Here is an 18268-nt window from a genome sequence, read left to right as displayed (position 1 = left end):
TGTTCGTGCCGGCTCAGGCGTGCTGACGTTCGGCGCGCTCGCGGACCAGTTCCTCGACCGCGCTCGGCAGGGTGGTGTCGAAATCGATGAGCTTGGCCCAGGTCGGGGTGATGACGATGCGCACCATGCCGTCATACAGCGAACGCACTTCTGCCTCCCATTCCACCCGCTGCTCGGCGGTCATCTCGTAGCTGCCGTTCATCTGCAGAAACTCCTCCGGGATGCCGTCGACGACATCGAGCTCGGCGCGCCCGCGCAGCAGCAGGATCTTGGGCGGATGAACCTCGGTGTCGATGGTCAGCGCCACCATCGGATTCTTGCGCAGTGCGAACAACTTCGGGGCGTTCTTGGTGGTGCACAGCACGATCTCGGCGCCGTTCCAGGTGAACGAGATCGGAATGGCGCGTGGGGTGCCGTCGGTGGCGACATAGGCCAGCCGGGCCAGATCGCGGGCCAGCAGTTCCTGGCTGAGCGGGCGGTTCAGGATTTCGGCGATCTCGTTCGGTTCCATGGCGAGTGCTCCTTCGTCGGTGTCGCGGCGACCGCTCGTGGTCGCTCGTCATCCCAGGGACGGAGCCGAACCGGCGTTCTCGACATCCGGGGCGAAAAATTTCCCGAAATAGTTTCGGACGTGGATGCCGGCGTCAGGTGAGGGGCGGGCGGTAGAGCACGCATTTGGTCGCGCGTTGTTCGTAGGCGAGGGGCGCGTCGTCGAAATCGGCGATGACGGTGGTGACTTTCTCGGCGGGAAACGCGTTCTCGTGGATCCAGGTCAGCATGTCGCTCAGGCTCGCCGCGGGGTGTGAGGGGCCGACGTGCAAGGTGATGTCGGTCCATGACATGTGCATGAGCGGGACGGGAGTGAAGGCGCCGAGGTGGTAGCTCGGCACTACGCAGTCACCGCCGGGTGCGGTCGAACGCACGGCGTAGGTGAGGCCGTTGGTGAGGTTGGAGGCGTCGACGACCAGGTCGTACTCGCCGCGTTCGCGCGGAAACCGCAGCAGGCCCGGCCGTTGGGTGGGGCGGGCGCCCAATGATTCCGCGATCGCCAGCCGGCGCGGGTTCGAGTCGAGATAGTCGACCCTCGCACCGAACGCGGCCGCGATGCCCGCCGCGTACAGGCCCACCGATTTCGCCAGCCCGCCGACGACCAATACCGACGCCTCGGGGCGGTAACGCAGAAACGGTGCGACGCAACGCCATCCATCGGTGAGGTTGTCCGATGCGGCCGCGACCCTGAGCGGGTCGAGCCCGTCGGGTAATCGGGCCGGCATGTGATTGCCGTAGGGCACGCGCACCAGGTCGCTGACCATTCCGCCGTATCCGCCTGCGACCGGCCCGTTTCCGTAGCACGCGACAGGTCGTTCCCGGCCGGATTCGCTTCGGCTGACCACGCATTTCGTCGTCAGTCCGCGGCGGCACGGCGCGCATTGCCCGCACGAGATCGACCACGGCACCACGACCTTGTCGCCCACCGCGACCGCGGTGACCGCCGCACCGACCTCGATCACCTCGGCGACGCATTCGTGCCCGAGGGCGCACGGCGCGGCGAACGGTGTCGGGCCGACACCGTCGCGAACGATCGGATCGAGCAGTTTCGCCTTCATGGCCAGTCGCACCAGCCGCAGCAGCGCCGGAGTGGTCGGGATCGAGTCCGCATCGCAGCGCGCCGCGACGAACGGGCGCACGATCACGTCGTCCTCGCGTTCCAGTTCTGGGTCGCGGCGATCGAGCCAGGCCATGGTGCCGGGAGACAGCAAGTTGAGTTCACGCACGAAAACTCCTTCGCAGCGTGGGTTGTCGCGGCAGCCCGCCTATTTGTTAGCAGTATCTACTTTGTATGCACTGCTCACAAACTGCAAGGGTTGTTTTTGATGGACAACCCAGCTAATCGCGATATAGACAGCCATGGCTTCTGTGAGCGATGCTTACGATTCTTGTAGGATGTGGGCAGCCGGGGCGGGCTCGGTCCGCCTCCACGCCGTACAAGGAGCCTGATGTCCATGCCGCCCGAAACGGCTACTTCTCGCCGGGAGCTCCGCCGCGCCGAGACCATCGCCCAGATCAAAACGCTGGCTCGGCGGCAGCTGGCCACGGAAGGGACGGGCGGATTGTCGTTGCGCGCCATCGCCCGCGAGATGGGGATGTCGCCGACAGCGCCGTTCCGGTACTTCGAGAACCAGTCGGCATTGATCACCGCGCTGTGCGTCGATTCCTATAACCACCTGGCCGACGCGATCGCTGAAGCCCAGCGCGCCGCGGACTGCGGTCCGGCGAGCAACTGGCGAGTCGTATGCCACGCGATGCGCCGATGGGTACTCGCGCACCCCGCGGAATTCGCCCTGATCGGCGGGACCCCGATCCCGGGATACCAGGCCGCGCCCGAGGAGACCGGGCCGGCGGCACGCCGATTCGTCAACGCACTCACCGGCGCCTACCTCGAGGCCGTCGCCGCCGGGATGGCGGATCCGGAGCAGACCGAGGTGCCGGCGATGTCGGTGGGACCACTGCTGGCCTACCTGCTCGACACGCAAGCCGCCGCAGACTCCCCGATACCCGGCATCATCACCAGCGCCTTCGCGTCCATCACCGGGTTCCTCCTTGCCGAGGCCTTCGGCACCCTGGCCCAGCTGGTTTCCGACCCGGACGCCCTGTTCGAGGCACACCTGCGAACCACCATGCGAGGCATGGGATTCAGCGCAGCCGCCATCGAACGATGACCGCCTAGTCGACGGTGAGTTCGACCGGGACCGCGATCACGTCGACCATGGCGCCGTTGCGCAGTACGGTCACCGGCAGTGAGCGGCCGATGGCCTCGGCGAAGAGTTGGCGCTGGATGCCCTGGGCGTCGCGGACTTCCTGGCGGGCGACGCTGAGCACCAGGTCTCCGCGGCGCAGGCCGGCGCGTTCGGCGGGGCCGCCGCGGACCACTTCCACGATGCGCAGGCCGGCGTTCTGGCCGGTGCGGGCGGCTACGGCGTCGGGCAGGGGTGCGGGGACGCCGACGACGCCGAGGTAGGCGCGGCGTACCCGGCCTTCGTGCAGCAGGGTGGTGATGATGCGGCGGGTGGTGATGTTGATCGGGATGGCCAGGCCCAGGCCGATGCCGGCGACGGCGGTATTGATGCCGACCACTCGACCGGCTGAATTGGCCAGGGCGCCGCCGGAATTGCCTGGGTTGAGGGCGGCGTCGGTTTGGATCACGTCTTCGATCACCCGTGCGGCGCGGTTGTTGCCTACCGGTACCGAGCGGCCGAGAGCGCTCACCACCCCGGCGGTCACCGATCCGGCCAATCCGAGCGGGCTGCCCACGGCCACCACGAGTTGCCCGACGACCAGGTTGTCCGCGTCTCCGAGCAGCGCCGCGTCCGGTGCGCCGCTGCGGGCCCGCAGTACCGCCAGGTCCGAGAGCGGGTCCACGCCCACCACATCGAATTTCGATTCGACGCCGTCGGCGAACACGATGGTTCCGTTGCGTGCGGAGCCGACCACGTGCGCGTTGGTGAGCAGGAATCCGTCATCGGTGAACACCACCGCCGAGCCGCCTCCGCGCCGGGTCTGCACGCTCGCCACGTGCGGTGTCACCGAGGCGGCTACCGCGATCACGGTTCGCGAGTAGGAATCCATGGCTTCGGCGTCGGCCGGGCCGCCGAGCATCGCAGGTCCCGGCTCTCCCGCTGCGCCATTGCCTGACGTATCGTCCGGTCTCGCCGCTGACGAGAAGGTCGCTTCGTCGTCCACGACGATCACCGTCCCCGATTACATGATTACAGTCCCTAATTCAGGATGCGCGCGCGGCGGCGAGGCGACAACCCGTTCGCCGACAGCGCAATCCGGGCAGGTGCCCGCGCCGAGCGGCGCCCCGAGTTCGTTCAGCGGACCGGGAGCGGATTCATCGGGGCGAGCCGTGCAGTGCGGCGAGGGCGTGGTCGGCGTCGTCCACGCTGAGCAGCAGGGAGCGGGCTTCGATTCGTTTCCAGCCTTGAGTGCGGGCGGGCAGCGATACATCGAAGTCGATGCGCACCAGGGGCGAGGTGGGGGAGCGAACCCACGACAGCAAGCCGGACTCGGCGTCGAAATCCATGCCCAGCTGGGCCGGGCGTTGCGGGGTGGCGCGATGCGGGCCCACCGCGCTCACTTCGGCGCGGGCGATATCGAGGGAGCCGAGCCAGCCGAAGCGTGCGTGAATCGTGGTGTCGTCGATCCGGATCCGCGTCCACAGCGGGGAGGCGGCAGCGAGCAGGAAAGCCAGTGTCAGGACGCCGACCACCAGGTCCAGCAGATGGGCGGCCATCGACGGCAGCAAAGCCGTGCCCGCGAAGTGCAGGATCGCCGCTTCCAGCACGCCGAGCCCGGCCATGCCCGCCACCAGCGCGTTCCAACCGGCGCGACCGCCCAAGCCGATCCGGGCCGAGCGGTCGCGTGCGAGCATGGCGTCCCTTCCGATAGCTATGTCGCCTGGCTGACCGAGGACATGTGGAAGTCGGGAATCCGCAAGGGCGGCATGGCCGTGCGGGTGAACCAGTCCTTCCATTCGCGCGGCAGCGTGATCTCGGTGCGCCCGGCTTCGGAGACCCGGCGCAGCAGATCCAGGGGGCTCTCGTTGAAGCGGAAGTTGTTGACCGCACCGGTCACTTCACCGTTCTCGACCAGGTACACGCCATCGCGAGTGAGACCGGTGAGCAGCAGCGTGGCCGGATCCACCTCGCGGATGTACCACAGGCAGGTGAGCAGCAGCCCGCGTTCGGTGTTCGCGATCATCTCCGGCAGTGTCGCGTCGGAACCGCCTGTCATGAGCAGGTTTTCACCCGGCACCGTGACGGGGGCGTCGAATTCGGCGGCGGTGGCACGCGGATACACCAGCGATTCGATGACGCCCTCGCGTACCCAGTCCGCGCGCTGGGCGGTGAGCCCGTTGTCGAACACCGACAGCGATTCCGAGGAGGCGGGCGTCGCGACGAACGGCCGGTATTGCAGGCCCGCCGCGCTCGGATCGGAGTAGAGGGTGAGCGGAATATCGGTGAGCCGCTCGCCGATTCGGGTACCGCCGGCCCGGGCGAAGGCGGTGTGGCCCTCGTGCGCGCCGCGGCCCTCCATGGACCAGGCCAGGTAGATCATGAGATCGGCGACCGCGGACGGCGGCAGCAGGGTTTCGTAGCGGCCGGCGGGCAGCTGCACGCGGCGCTTGGACCAGTCCAGGCGGCGCGAGAGTTCGGCGAGCAGGCCGGGGGTGTCGACATCGGCGAAATCGGTGGTGCCCGCGCCCACCCAGGCGCTGGCCAGATCGGTTCCGGCGCCGCGTTTTCCATTGATCTCGAGCGAACCGGTCGGCTGCACCCAGCGGCGGCGCACCCCGGTGGAGGTGCCCAGCCAGGTCGAATGCACCTGATGGTGGGCGAAACCGTAGAGGGTGTCGGCTTCGTCGAATCCCGGTGCGAGATCGCGCGCCAGGCCCGCGAATACCCCGATATCGGTGGTCGCGGGCGGGCCCTGCCAGTCCAGCAGCTGATCGGGCGCGCCCGCCTCGACGGCGTCGGCTGCCAGCAGCGGCATGGCATCGCGCGCGGGTTCGGCGGTGCGCGCGGCCTCCTCGCTGGCGCGCACCACGGCCTCGATATCGGCCGGATCGACACTGGTCGAACTGACGCTGCCGACCCGCGCGGCATTCGGGCCGTCGCGGAACACCGACACCACCGCCCAGTCCCGCGCGACCGAGGAACCATTGGTGGTCATGGAATTTCCGGCCCAGCGCAGCGACGCCTCGTGCGCGTCGGTGACGATCACCACGGTCTCATCGGCGCGGGCGGACCGCAGCGCGCGTTCGACGACCTCGGGGGCGGGGAGCACACTCACCGTGAAAGTCCTTTCCTCACTGCCCGGCTTCGGCGCGGGTATTGAGAATATTGATGCCGCGCACCAGCACCGACGGGCAGCCGTGCGAGACCGCCGCCACCTGTCCGGGCTGAGCCTTGCCGCAGTTGAACGCACCGCCCAGCACCCAGGTCGAGGGGCCGCCGACGGCTTCCATCGCACCCCAGAAGTCGGTGGTGGTGGCCTGGTAGGCGACATCGCGCAGCTGGCCGGCGAGTTCGCCGTTGCGGATGCGGAAGAAACGCTGGCCGGTGAACTGGAAGTTGTAGCGCTGCATATCGATCGACCAGGATTTGTCGCCGACGATATAGATGCCGTCCTCGACCCGGGAGATGAGTTCGGCGGTGCTGGTGTCGTTGACCGGATCCGGTTGCAGCGACACATTGGCCATGCGCTGGATCGGCACGTGATGCGCGGAGTCGGCGTAGGAGCAGCCGTTCGAGCGCTCCAGGCCCAGCCGCGGCGCGAAGACGCGATCGAGTTGATAGCCGACCAGGATGCCGTCGCGCACCAGATCCCAGCGCTGCCCGGCCACGCCCTCGTCGTCCCAGCCGACCGAGGCCAGGCCGTGGGCTTCGGTGCGGTCGCCGGTCACATGCATGATCGGCGTGCCGTACTTCAAGGTGCCGAGCTTGTCCGGGGTGGCGAAAGAAGTGCCCGCGTAGGCCGATTCGTAGCCGATGGCACGGTCGTACTCGGTGGCGTGGCCGATGGACTCGTGAATGGTCAGCCACAGATTGGTGGGGTCGATGACCAGATCGGTGGGCCCGGCCTGCACGGTCGGGGCCTTCACCTTCTCGGCCAGCCACTCCGGGATGCGCGCGAGTTCGCCCGCCCAGTCCCAGGTTCCGTCCGCGCCGGTCACGTACTCCCAGCCGCGGCCCGCCGGGGCGGCCAGGGTGCGCATGGTCTCGAACACGCCCGCGGCCGGATCGACGGTGATGGCTTCCAGGTCCGGATGCAGGCGCACCCGCTGCTGGGTGATGCGCGAGCCGAAACTGTCGGCGTAGAAGGTCTGCTCCTTGACCTGCAGCACGCTCGCCGTCACGTGATCCACGCCGTCCGCGGACTTGAGCCGCTCCGAATAATCCAGCAGCAGTGCGACTTTATCCGGGGTGGCGACCTCGAACGGGTCCACCTCGTACGGCGAGACGTATTCGGCGTCGGCGTACACCGGCTCCGGAGCCAGCTCCACACGCTCGCGGTTGAGGGACCGCAAAGTCTTGGCTACTGTGACTGCGCGGCGTGCCACTTCGGCCGCCGATGCGGTGGACAGGTCGGCATGCGAGGCGAAACCCCAGGTGCCGTCCACGATCACGCGGACCGCGATACCGAGATCGGTACTGTCGCGCACCGATTCGACGCGGCCGTCACGTAACCGGATGGACTGCTGCAGGAGTCGGTGCACCCGCAGATCCGCGTACTCGGCCCCGGCCGCCCGCGCCGCCGACAACGCGGCGTCGGCGAGCGCGGCCAATGGCAGTGCGCGGAACTGCTCGTCCACGACCTTGGTTGCGATGCTCACCCGCTCCACGCTAGAGGGCGAGCGGCAGGGGCATCAACAACACGCTCACCCGGAGTGAAATACACAACGTGCAAAGTGGCACACGCTGCAAGAATGCACGAAGTGCGAACCGGCACAGTATGAAACGCGCCCGACAAGCCCTGGATATGCGGCGTTTTGCTGCGCGAATGCCGTACTGTCCGTCCGCGTGCCGCCATCCGCACTCCGCGATCGCAAACGAGAACGTACCCGCCGCGCCCTGCAAGAGGCCGCCGTCGAACTGTTCGAGAGCCGAGGTTACGAGGCGACCACCGTCGCCGATATCGCCGCCGCGGCCGAAGTCGGCACCCGGACGTTCTTCAACTACTTCGCCAGCAAGGAAGAGCTGCTCTTCCCCGAACCCGACGAAAGAGTCTCCGCCGCAGCCCATGCCGTGGCCACTCGCCGCCCCGACGAACGCCCCGTGGAAGTCCTGCTGCGTGCCCTGCGCGCGGCCGGTGACAACCCGGGCGATCATCTCGGCGACAACCTGGCCTCCCGGATAGCGGTGCTGCGCGCCAAGGTCTCTCGCACCGTCCCCGCCGTGAGCGGCCGTGCCGCGCACGCCCAGCTCGCCGCCCAGATGGAGATCGCCCACCACCTGCGTGCGGCCTTCCCTGACGAACTCGACGAGGTCGAAGCCGCCGCACTGGTGGGCGCGGTCGTCGGCGCCGTCTCCGGGGCCCTGACCGCCCTTTTCGCCCACCCCGCCGGCGCCGCCGACCCCGACCGCCTGCACCGTCAGATCGGCGAGGTCACCAACAAAGTCCTTGCCCCCTGGCTCAATCCGGCTCCCGGGCAAACCGCTGGCGACCCGGCCGCGTCGGCGACAGCGAGCGCCGGGCCCACCGGTGCCGACAGCGAACGCGACAGGCCCGACTCGCCCGCGGATTCGGCTTCCCGCCCTCGCACGGCCGACGACAATCCCGCTGCGCATCAACGCCCGGGCCTGGAACCGGTCTTGGCCGATACGCGAGATCTCGCCGGCGACAACCAGAATCGGCGTCGCGCGGATACCCGGGTCGACGCGGAGTCCTCGGTGCCGTTGCATCCCCTTGATGACGAGGTCGGCCCCCACGCGTTCGCATCGGGGCTGTCCGGAGTGCGCGAAGCGGCCCTGCGCGCGGGCGAATCCGACTCGGCTTCGGCGGATACCGACGAGATCCGCGCCGAAGACGCTCGCGCCGAGGACGATCGGTCCGGCTGGTCCGGCTCGCATGCCGCACGGGGCGACACCTCGCACCACCTCGATGACGCCACCCGGCGTGGAATCGACGGTGCCGGCGGGAACGGCGGTGCGCGCTCTGCCGGGCCTTCGAACGACGTGCGGGTCGACGGCTACCGACCTGCGCCGCAGCTGCGGTCCGCGGGCACCGAGAGCCGTGGGGCTCAGGATGCCGAGGCCGATCCCATGCGTCACGGTGACGACTCGCATGGCACGCCGGGCGCTCGGCGTCTCGGTGACACCGAAGCTTCGGGTGTGAGCCGGGAGTCGGTGGCGCCGGGCGGTTTCCGGGCGGCGGACGCATCGCCGGATTCGGGACAGCGTCGCGACGGCGGGGAATCGAGCCGTTCCGGTGTCGCGGGCAGTGGTTCGGAGTCTGTCGCGTCCAGTGCGTTGCGCCGGAGCGCCGTCGTGTGGGGCACCGGGAACAGTGGGCAGGACGGGGCCGGCGCCGAGGCGGCGGGTCGCGGTGCCGGGCAGGTGGAACGGTCCGGTCCGTCCGCGGCGGCACGGCTGCACGATCTGGCGGCCGCTGTGCGCGGTGCGGGGGCCGCGATCGTGAGTCCGCGCGCGGATGCCCCCGGCGAGAGCGGCGGGCCGTCGGGGAATTCGCCGCGTGCCGAAGGGGATCCGTCCGGGGACGCGGCGGCGCGCCCGTCGGCCGGGGCCGCGCAGCCTGTTGCGCCCGCGCGCGGCGGGTCCGGGGAGTTCGTGGTGCAGGAGATCGCCGCGCCGCTGCCGCCCCGGCCGAACGTGGTGGTGCCGGCGTGGCGATCGCGCTTGCATGTGAATTCGTCGGTGTTCCGCCCGATCTCGGAGGCGAGCGCCCGACTGGAATACGCCGATGCCGGGAAGCTGTACAAGGAAGCGGTGCGGAACATGCGGGCCGGGAACGCGTTCGGAGAGGGCGAGAACGCGGAGACGGCCGCGGTCGATCCGGGGTCCATGGTCGATACCGTCGGATCCACCACCGAGCCGGAGCACGCTGCCGAGCCGGACGGGCCGGGGAACGACGGAAGCGATGCCGCCGCTACGGCATCCGATGTCGCCGGGACCGCGGCCGACGACGAGGTGCTGGTGTAGCGGCGGGATCGTCACGCGATTTCGTTCGGCGGTGATGTCGAAGCGCGCAGACGGCCCGGCCGGGATTCGTTCCCGGCCGGGCCGTTTCGTCGCCGCGGTGAGGTAGTTCCGCGCGGGTCAGGCGAATTGCTGCCAGCCGAGGCGGATCACCATGGCGATCACCACGACCAACAGCACGATGCGGACGAAACCGGCGCCGCGCGCGAGGGCCATGCGGGAGCCGACGATGGAACCGGCGACATTGGCCACCGCCATGGCCAGACCGAGGGTCCACAGCACGTGCCCAGTAGCGCCGAGGAAGACCAGGGAACCGAGATTGGAGCCGCAGTTGACGACCTTGGCCATGGCTGCAGCGCGGACGAATTCGGTGCCGAGCAGGGTGGCGAAGGTGATGATCAGGAAGGTGCCGGTGCCGGGGCCGAGGATGCCGTCGTAGAGACCGATGAGACCGGCGGCCAGGCCCAGGACCAGCAGGGTTTTGCGGCGAGTCGGCGGATGCGTGGCCATGGTGACGCCGATGGCCGGGCGGGCGGTGACGAAGATGGCCACGCCGACCAGCACCACCATCACGATGGGGATGAACAACGCGCGGTCGATGAGCCCGACCGCTGCCGACCCACACGCGGCGGCGACCGCCGCCAGGGCGGCCGCGGGCAGCAGCTGTTTCCAATTCAGCGGAACCTTGCGAGCGAACGTGATCACCGCGGCACTGGTACCGGAGAAAGCCGCCAGCTTGTTCGTGCCCAACGCGGTCTGCGGAACCACACCGGGCAGCACCACGAACAGGGTCGGCAGCACGATCAGCCCGCCACCGCCCACCACCGCGTCGACCCATCCGGCCGCCGTCGCCGCCGTAAGCAATACCGCCCAGTCCGCAAGACTCACACCGGAACCCAACCAGACCGCGCCAACTCCGGGCAAACCGCCACCGCTGCCCGTCGTCCCCCGCCGCTGCTTGCTGTCCGTCGCCATCCGTCGCTGCCCGCTGCCCGCTGTCCGCTGTCCGCCGTCGCTGCTGCTCGCCGCCGGGTGACCCGCGGCTGCCGGTGTCTGTTGGCCGCGCTCCGTGCACTAAAGCCGACTTGGGTCGTCCCGGGGGATGACGAGCGATCGGCCTTGGTCGCCGGGACGCCGACGAAGGAGCCCGGTCGCTCGGGTTTCCGTGCGGAGCGGACGCCGGCGGCCGCGCGGAATCCGGGCATGCCGGGCGCAGCTACTAGGGTGGGGTGGTGCGCCGGTTCAGTCTGTGGCTGCGTGGCAAGCCCATGGTTTCCGATTCGCTGCTCGCGCTCGGACTGCTCGTCATCGATGTGCTCGCGGTGGGGGAGAGTCGCAACAAGGTCGCCTACCTGGTGCTCAGCGTGCTGCTGGTGGCGCCGCTCGTGTTCCGGCGGACCTATCCGAAGGCGGCGGCGCTGGCGCTGGTGCTGGCCTCGACCACGCTCACGGTGACGAATTGGGCGGGGAGCGACCAGGATGCGGCGCATCCGGCATTGCTGGGTCTGGGGATCATGCTCTACACGCTGGTCGGCTATGTGGGGCGGCGCGAGGGACTGATCTACCTGGCTCTGCTGCTGCTCGACAGCGTGTTCTCCTATGCGATGCTGGGCAAGCCCGAGGGTGCGGACAATGCGTTCACCGCCCTCTTCTACGCCCTGTGCTGGACCCTGGCCGAATTCGTCGGCGCCCGCCACGCCTACGACAACGAGGTGGCCGCCCGCCTGGCCGTCGCCGACTACGACCGCGAACGCCGCGCCCACGATGCCGTCGCCGCCGAACGCACCCGCATCGCCCGCGAACTGCACGACGTGGTCGCGCACGCCGTCAGCGTCATCATCGTGCAGGCCGACGGCGCCCGCTACGCCCTGCGCCACGACCCGGACACCGCCGAGAAAGCCCTCGCCACCATCGCCGGCACCGGTCGCGACGCCCTGCGCGAACTGCGGCGGACCGTCGAGTTGCTGCGCACCGAGCATGCCCCCGAACAACTTCCGCAGCACGGGACCGCCGGCATCGCCAAGGTCGTGGAGATGATGCGCAATACCGGATTGCAGGTCTCCCTGGAACTGACCGGCGAAATCGACACCGTCAGTCCGGAAGTCAGCCTCGGTATTCACCGGATCGTTCAGGAGTCGCTCACCAACACCCTGCGCCACGCCGGTCCCACACCGTCCGCGCGCGTCACCGTCGCCCGCCGCGACACCGATGTGCTCGTCGAGATCGTCGATTCCCGTGGGCTCGCCACCGAACCGACGCCGAGCCCCGAGCCGCGCAACGGTTCCGGGCCGCGCTGGCATACCCCCGCCAGCCTGGAAGCCACCGCGGGCGTGCCCGCCGGGCAGGCGATGCCGGGGGCGCGCCCGTCCGATATCCCGGGCCCGCCCGCCCCGGCTCGCACGCAGGGGACCGGCGGCGGACGCGGTCAGACCGGAAGCGGATGCGGCCCGGCCACTTCCGGCGCCGCTGGGACGCTCGGCCCCGCGCTCCGAATCCCCGGCAGCGGACTGGGATTGGTCGGCATGCGCGAACGCATCGCCGTGCTGGGCGGCACGCTGTCGACGGGACGGAATCCGCAGGGCGGCTGGTCGGTGCGCGCCACCATCCCGCTGGATCGCACCGACATCGACTAGACGGGGGCGCGCCCTGAGCCGTCTGCCTGGACCGGCGCGCCCGGCTATCGAGCCGCCGGCGGAGCGCCGAGCCGCGGTCAGCCGCCGAGTGCGCGCAGGGTGTGCCGGATGAGCGAATCCAGGTATTCGCCTTCGGGCATGCCCAGGTGGAACGCCAACCGGTGGTAGATCGGCCCGTAGAGCAGATCCAAGGCGATGGCCGGATCAGCGTCGGCGGGCAGCTGGCCGAGGGCTTTGGCACTGCGGATCCGGCGGTGGAATTCCTCGATGCGCGGCTGGATCAGGCGGTCGCGCAGTTCACCGGCCAGCTGGGGATCGGATTGCGCGGCCGCGATCAGCCCCGCGAACAGCGACGTCTCCGGCGGCGACAGCAGGGCGATGACATTGCCGAGCTGGGTGCGCAGATCGGTGAACAGATCACCGGTATCGGGATGCGTAGCCACCTCGTCCGCGGTTTCGTCGATGAGCTCGACCACGACCGCGCCGATGGACGGCCACCACCGGTAGATCGTCTTCTTGCTGACCCCGGCCCGGGCGGCGATGGCCTCGATGGTCAACCGGCCGTACCCGAACTCGGCACACAGCTCCGCGGTGGCCGCCAAGACCGCGCGGCGGCTCGATTCGCTGCGCCGTGCCGCGTTCGGTGCGTAGGCCATCGCGACAGGGTACCGGGAACGGATCGTGTCGTCTCCGGGACGGGGCTGCCCCGGTTGCGGTGTGCGGCCGATAGATTGATGAGCGTGCCGATCACTGTGCTGGTAGTCGACGACCAAGAGCTCATGCGGGCGGGATTGCGAATGGTGCTCGGCGCGCAACCCGATATCGAAGTGGTGGGGGAGGCCGACAACGGGGCCACCGCCATCACCCGGACCGCCGAACTGCGCCCGGACGTGGTGCTGATGGATGTGCGGATGCCGGTCATCGACGGGGTGACCGCGACCGTGCGCATCATCGAATCCGGTTGCGGCAGCCGGGTTCTCGTCATGACCACCTTCGATCTGGACGAGCACGCGCTGGGTGCGCTGCGGGCCGGGGCGAGCGGGTTCCTGCTCAAGGACACCCCGCCGGAGGATCTGGTGTCCGCGATCCGCAGCGTCGCGGCGGGCGATGCGGTGGTCTCGCCCAAGGTGACCAAACGGCTGCTGGACCGGCTCATCGCCGATGCGCCCGGGGCGGGCCGCGACCCGTCGGTGCTGGACGCGCTCACCGCGCGCGAACGCGAGGTGCTCGAGCACATCGCCGCCGGGCGCTCGAACGCGGAGATCGCCGCGGCGCTGTTCCTGTCCGAGGCCACCGTGAAAACCCATGTCGGGCGGGTGCTGACCAAGCTCGACCTGCGCGATCGCGTGCAGGCCGTGGTGCTCGCCTACGAAACCGGTCTGGTTCGTCCCGGCAGCGCCTGAGTGTGAGGCGGGACGCAGGCGGGAGAAAAATCGGGGGCTCGCGCGTTGGGGAGGGTAGATCGATCGAAAGGATCGCCGCCATGCCCGCCGTATTGTTCGCGCTGTACTTCATCGCCGAGATCGCCACGCTCGTGGTGTTCGGGCACCTCATCGGGGTGTTCCCGACCATCGCGCTGCTGACCCTGGGTTCGGCGGCCGGGCTGGTGCTGGTGCGCTCGCAGGGCCGCAAGGTGTTCGAGGGTTTCCGCAAGGCCGCGCGCGGCGAGGTCGAGCCGACCACGGCGGTCGCCGACGGCGCGCTGGTCACCGTGGGCGCGGTGCTGATGTTCGTGCCCGGCCTGCTGACCTCGATGCTGGGTCTGCTGGCGCTGGTGCCGTTCACCCGGTTCGTGCTGCGGCCGGTGGTGGCGGCGTTCGCGGCGCGACGGCTGAGCCGGGTCGCCACGGCGGTCGGGCCCTACGGGTACCGCAATGTGGTCATCGACCCGGACGGTGAGGTCATCGACGCCACCGTGGTGAACGAGTGGTACGACGACGGTCAGGGCAAGAACGGCGGCTTCCGGGCCATCGATCCGCGATAAGTCTTCAGATAGCCGACGGCTATCGGTAATTGGCGGGCTGGGTGTCCAATGGGCGCCCAGCCCTTTCGTATTGGACCCAGGTCACAGTGGGCCGGTGCGGTTGCGGGCGGGACGCGCGCGTGGGGCAGACTGGAAACTCGTGAGTACCCAGTTGCTTGTCGGCGGTCGTGTCTACAGTTCCAGTAATCCCGACGCGACGGCCATGGCCGTCACCGACGGGGTGGTGAGCTGGGTCGGACTGGACCGGGCGGGGCGGGCCTTGCACCCGGACGCGGACATCGTGGACCTCGGCGGCGCGTTCGTCGCGCCCGCCTTCGTGGACCCGCACGTGCACGTCACCGCGCTGGGATTGAAACTCACCGGACTGGATCTGTCGGCGGCGGCCTCGCTGCGTGAATGCCTGGAGCTGCTGGCGGCTTTCGCGGCCGCGCACCCCGGCGGCGCGCTCCTCGGCGACGGGTGGGACGAGACCACCTGGCCGGAAGGGCGGCCGCCGTCGGTCGAGGAAATCGAAACCGCCGCACCCGGCCGGCTGGTGTATCTGGTTCGCGTGGACGCACATTCGGCGATGGCCTCCGCCGCACTGCTCGACACGGTCCCCGGCATCACCGAAGCCACCGGATTCACCCGCGGCGAACCCTTGCGCGCCGACGCCCACCACCGCGTGCGGGCCGCCGCCCTCGGCGCCCTGGACCGCACCCAGCGCGACCGCGCCCGCCGGGCCGCCCTGGATGCCGCCGCCGCGAACGGCATTGTGGCCGTGCACGAATGCGCCGGCCCCGACATCTCCGGCGAGACCGACGTGCGCGAACTCCTCGAGTTCACCCACGGCGTGGAAGTGCGCGCCTACTGGGGCCAGGCCGTGCGCACCGCCGACGAAGCCCGCACCCTGGTCAAGGAACTGGGCGTGCACGCCCTCGGCGGCGACCTGTTCGTCGACGGCTCCATCGGCTCGCACACCGCCCTGCTGCGCGCCCCCTACGCCGACCGCGACACCCTCGGCACCGCCTACCTCGACGCCGACGCGATCACCGCGCACATCCTGGCCTGCACCGAAGCGGGCATCCAGACCGGCTTCCACGTCATCGGCGACGCCGCCATGGACGCGGTCGTCACCGGCTTCGAACGCGTCGTCACCCAGCTCGGCGGCCCCGCCGTCGCCTCGCGCGGCCATCGCCTCGAGCACGCCGAGATGATCGACGCCGACCAGATCGCGAAACTCGCCCAATGGGGCGTGATCGCCAGCGTCCAACCGGCTTTCGACGCCGCCTGGGGCGGCCCCGACGGCATGTACGCCACCCGCCTGGGCGCCGACCGCGCCGCCACCTTGAACCCCTTCTCCGCCATGGCCGCCGCCGGCATCTCCCTGGCCATCGGCTCCGACGCCCCGGTCACCGCGCTCAGCCCCTGGGAAGCCATCCGCGCGGCCGCCCACCACCGCACCCCCGGCCACCAGATCTCCCCCCGCGCCGCCTTCGCCGCCGCCACCCGCGGCGCCTGGCGCGCCGGCGGCGTCCGCGACGGCATGGCCGGCACCCTCGTCGCCGGCGCCCCGGCGTCGTACGCGATCTGGGACGCCGAGGAGCTTGTCGTGGCCGCCGCCTCCGATACGGTCCAGCGCTGGTCCACCGACCCGCGCTCCCGTGTTCCCGGCCTGCCTCCGCTGCACCCGGGCGCCCCGCTGCCGCGCTGCCTGCGCACCGTGCACCGCGGGGTCACCATCCATGCCGCCTGAGTCCCGCCCCGGAAACTCCTCCGGCGCAGCCGAATCCGGCGATCTCGCGGCAGCCGGGCCGTCCGGGGCGACCGGGCCGCGCGACGACGCGTCCGGAGCCGCGAATGCGGTGAGCCCCGACCGGCAGGGTGGGACCGGTATCGCTCCGACCGAAAGTCAAGGTTTCGCAGTGGAATCCGGTGCGGATCCGGTTGCTTCCGACGGTTCCGGCGCCAGCAGCGTCAGGGGCGGCGAGCCGGGGATCGGCGCGCGTGTAATCGCGGTCCTCGGCAGACATCCGGTGCTGTCGCGCGCGGTGGCGGCGGTGGTCGCCGGGCTGTTGCTGTTCGCGAGTTTTCCGCCGCGGACGCTGTGGTTCCTGGCTCCGGTGGGGGTCGCGGTGCTGGTGCTCGCGGTGCGTGGAAACGGGCGGCTGCGTGGGGGATTCGGGTACGGGTTCCTGGCGGGCTTGGGATTCTTCCTGCCGTTGCTGCCGTGGACCGGGATCTATGTGGGGCCGGTGCCGTGGATCGCGTTGTCGACGGTGTGCGCGGTGTATATCGGGTTGTTCGGGGTGCTGGTGCGGCTCGTCGGGCGGTTGCCGGGGTGGCCGCTGTGGGTGGCCGCCGCCTGGTCGTTGACCGAATGGGGGCGGTCGAGCTTTCCGTTCGGCGGGTTTCCCTGGGGGCGGCTGGCTTTCGGGCAGGCCGACGGGTGGTATCTGCCCTTCGCCATGATCGGCGGGGCGCCGCTGGTGAGTTTCGCGGTGGCGCTGACGGGCACCGCGCTGGCGGCGCTGATCGTGCGCGGGCTGCCGGAAACGGGCGCTGTGGGCGTGTCGGGCGGTGTGTCGGATTCTCCCAGATGGGGGGCTTCGCGTCCCACATCGTGGACGCGGATTGTTGCTGCGGCAATGCTTGTGGCTATAGTTCCCTTCACCGGAGTGATCCTCCGGACCGCGCTGCCCCGCCCGGACGACGGCAACCGGCCGATCACGGTCGCCGCCATCCAGGGCAGCGTGCCGCGCCTGGGCCTGGACTTCAATTCCCAGCGCCGCGCGGTTCTCGACAATCACGTCAAGCGCACCGAGGAACTGGCGAAAGCCGTTGCCGCGGGCCAGGCCCCGCAGCCGGACGTGGTCATCTGGCCGGAGAACTCCTCCGATATCGATCCGCTGCGCAATGCCGACGCGCGGGCGCTCATCACCCAGGCCTCACGAGACATCAAGGCCCCCATTCTGGTCGGGGCGGTACTCGTCAACGACGATCGGACCACCACCAATTCGGTGATCGTGTGGAACGGCGCGGACGGGCCGGGGGAGCGGCACGACAAGAAGATCATCCAGCCCTTCGGTGAATACCTCCCGATGCGCAGCTTCTTCCGGCACTTCTCCGACTATGCCGACCGGGCAGGCTATTTCGTCCCGGGCTCCGGCGACGGCGTGGTGCACGTGCGGCCCGCGAACGGCGGCGCGCCGGTGGCCATCGGCATCGCCACCTGTTACGAGGTGGTCTTCGACCGCGCCTTCCAGGAAGCGGTGGAGGCGGGCGCGCAGATTCTGGCGGTGCCGTCCAACAACGCCACCTTCGGCGACAGCGAGATGACCTTCCAGCAGCTGGCCATGTCGCGCATCCGCGCGGTGGAACACGGCCGCGCCGTGGTGGTCTCGGTGACCACCGGCGTCAGCGCGATCATCACCGCCGACGGCGCCATCCAACAGCAGACTGAACAGTTCGTTCCGGCGGCGCTGGTGGCGCAACTGCAATTGCAAACGGACACGACACTCGCCACCCGTTTCGGCCCCGCGCCCGAACGGATCTTGTGTATTCTGGCCGCGGCTGCCGCTGTGGCGGCAGTGATTCGGCGGCGGACGCGCACCCCTGCGACGCCGGCCGGCGACCAGGTGGGCCGGTAACCATCCGGCCCGGAAACATCATCGGATAGACCGCGGGCTCGTGCGACGAGGGCCGTCCCGCGGCGGCGATTCTCAATTCGCCAGCGCATAGCCAGAGTGCTGTTCAGTCAGCCCGTTTTGGCGCGTTTTGCCCGAGTTGGTGCGGTTTCTTCTGCGAATTGCGACCTTATCGCGAGGTTAGCCATGAGGTAACTAGCCTAATACTGCGCTCCGCCAATGCTGTTGGTTGCGAGCAACTCGAGATCACCACCGATCCACTCGGCGGGGTGCTCCGAATCATAGGGCGTGGATCACGTCCTACGG

General features: G+C 69.7%; 15 protein-coding genes. 7 read left to right on the top strand and 8 right to left on the bottom strand.

Annotated features, from left to right (window positions below; all coding sequences use genetic code 11):
- Positions 1–13 precede the first annotated feature (13 nt).
- Positions 14–511: a pyridoxamine 5'-phosphate oxidase family protein gene (locus LTV02_RS11685; protein WP_067723075.1), complete on the bottom strand. Its 498-nt coding sequence runs from the start codon at positions 509–511 to the stop codon at positions 14–16.
- A 133-nt stretch (positions 512–644) separates the two neighbouring features.
- Positions 645–1775: an alcohol dehydrogenase catalytic domain-containing protein gene (locus tag LTV02_RS11680; RefSeq protein ID WP_233040007.1), complete on the bottom strand. Its 1131-nt coding sequence runs from the start codon at positions 1773–1775 to the stop codon at positions 645–647.
- 222 nt (positions 1776–1997) lie between these two features.
- On the opposite strand from LTV02_RS11680, the gene LTV02_RS11675 reads away from it, so the two are divergent.
- Positions 1998–2720: a TetR/AcrR family transcriptional regulator gene (locus LTV02_RS11675; protein WP_233040006.1), complete on the top strand. Its 723-nt coding sequence runs from the start codon at positions 1998–2000 to the stop codon at positions 2718–2720.
- 4 nt (positions 2721–2724) lie between these two features.
- Here the strand turns inward: LTV02_RS11675 and LTV02_RS11670 are convergent, their stop codons facing one another.
- The 4 genes from LTV02_RS11670 to LTV02_RS11655 all read right to left on the bottom strand — a co-directional run bounded on the left by LTV02_RS11670 (position 2725) and on the right by LTV02_RS11655 (position 7396).
- Complete coding sequence (locus LTV02_RS11670; RefSeq protein WP_233041555.1) at positions 2725–3657, bottom strand: S1C family serine protease; 933 nt, start codon at positions 3655–3657, stop codon at positions 2725–2727.
- Between the two features lie 235 nt (positions 3658–3892).
- A complete protein-coding gene (locus tag LTV02_RS11665) occupies positions 3893–4432 on the bottom strand; it encodes a hypothetical protein (protein ID WP_233040005.1) in 540 nt (179 codons plus the stop codon).
- Positions 4433–4449: 17 nt separating this feature from the next.
- Positions 4450–5847, bottom strand: coding sequence for a TldD/PmbA family protein (locus tag LTV02_RS11660; protein WP_233041554.1), 1398 nt, complete (start codon positions 5845–5847; stop codon positions 4450–4452).
- A gap of 22 nt (positions 5848–5869) precedes the next feature.
- Positions 5870–7396 (bottom strand): TldD/PmbA family protein, encoded by a 1527-nt coding sequence (locus LTV02_RS11655; protein WP_233040004.1) that lies wholly within the window; start codon positions 7394–7396, stop codon positions 5870–5872.
- A 187-nt stretch (positions 7397–7583) separates the two neighbouring features.
- On the opposite strand from LTV02_RS11655, the gene LTV02_RS11650 reads away from it, so the two are divergent.
- The gene (locus tag LTV02_RS11650; protein ID WP_233040003.1) at positions 7584–9722 is read left to right on the top strand and encodes a TetR family transcriptional regulator; all 2139 of its coding nucleotides are present in this window, start codon (positions 7584–7586) and stop codon (positions 9720–9722) included.
- Between the two features lie 117 nt (positions 9723–9839).
- Here the strand turns inward: LTV02_RS11650 and LTV02_RS11645 are convergent, their stop codons facing one another.
- Positions 9840–10607, bottom strand: a complete 768-nt coding sequence (locus LTV02_RS11645; RefSeq protein ID WP_067709186.1) for a TSUP family transporter — start codon at positions 10605–10607, stop codon at positions 9840–9842.
- Between the two features lie 344 nt (positions 10608–10951).
- Here LTV02_RS11645 and LTV02_RS11640 point away from each other — a divergent pair, with 344 nt between their 5' ends.
- On the top strand, positions 10952–12352 hold the full coding sequence (locus LTV02_RS11640; protein WP_408639355.1) for a sensor histidine kinase: 1401 nt from the start codon (positions 10952–10954) through the stop codon (positions 12350–12352).
- Positions 12353–12429: 77 nt separating this feature from the next.
- Here the strand turns inward: LTV02_RS11640 and LTV02_RS11635 are convergent, their stop codons facing one another.
- Positions 12430–13008: a TetR/AcrR family transcriptional regulator gene (locus tag LTV02_RS11635; RefSeq protein WP_233040002.1), complete on the bottom strand. Its 579-nt coding sequence runs from the start codon at positions 13006–13008 to the stop codon at positions 12430–12432.
- Between the two features lie 84 nt (positions 13009–13092).
- Here LTV02_RS11635 and LTV02_RS11630 point away from each other — a divergent pair, with 84 nt between their 5' ends.
- From LTV02_RS11630 to lnt, 4 genes are all read left to right on the top strand, one after another.
- The gene (locus LTV02_RS11630; protein WP_233040001.1) at positions 13093–13755 is read left to right on the top strand and encodes a response regulator; all 663 of its coding nucleotides are present in this window, start codon (positions 13093–13095) and stop codon (positions 13753–13755) included.
- Positions 13756–13835: 80 nt separating this feature from the next.
- The gene (locus tag LTV02_RS11625; protein WP_233040000.1) at positions 13836–14336 is read left to right on the top strand and encodes an FxsA family protein; all 501 of its coding nucleotides are present in this window, start codon (positions 13836–13838) and stop codon (positions 14334–14336) included.
- Positions 14337–14475: 139 nt separating this feature from the next.
- A complete protein-coding gene (locus LTV02_RS11620; RefSeq protein ID WP_233039999.1) occupies positions 14476–16071 on the top strand; it encodes an amidohydrolase in 1596 nt (531 codons plus the stop codon).
- Positions 16061–17965: an apolipoprotein N-acyltransferase gene (gene lnt / locus LTV02_RS11615; protein WP_408639354.1), complete on the top strand. Its 1905-nt coding sequence runs from the start codon at positions 16061–16063 to the stop codon at positions 17963–17965. Before LTV02_RS11620 ends, lnt begins: the two co-directional genes overlap by 11 nt.
- Positions 17966–18268 lie beyond the last annotated feature (303 nt).

The sequence above is a fragment of the Nocardia yamanashiensis genome, assembly GCF_021183565.1.
In the GTDB taxonomy this organism is placed as follows: Bacteria; Actinomycetota; Actinomycetes; order Mycobacteriales; family Mycobacteriaceae; genus Nocardia; species Nocardia yamanashiensis.
Note: the sequence above shows the minus strand (reverse complement) of the source record. Positions and strands in the feature narration are given on the sequence as shown.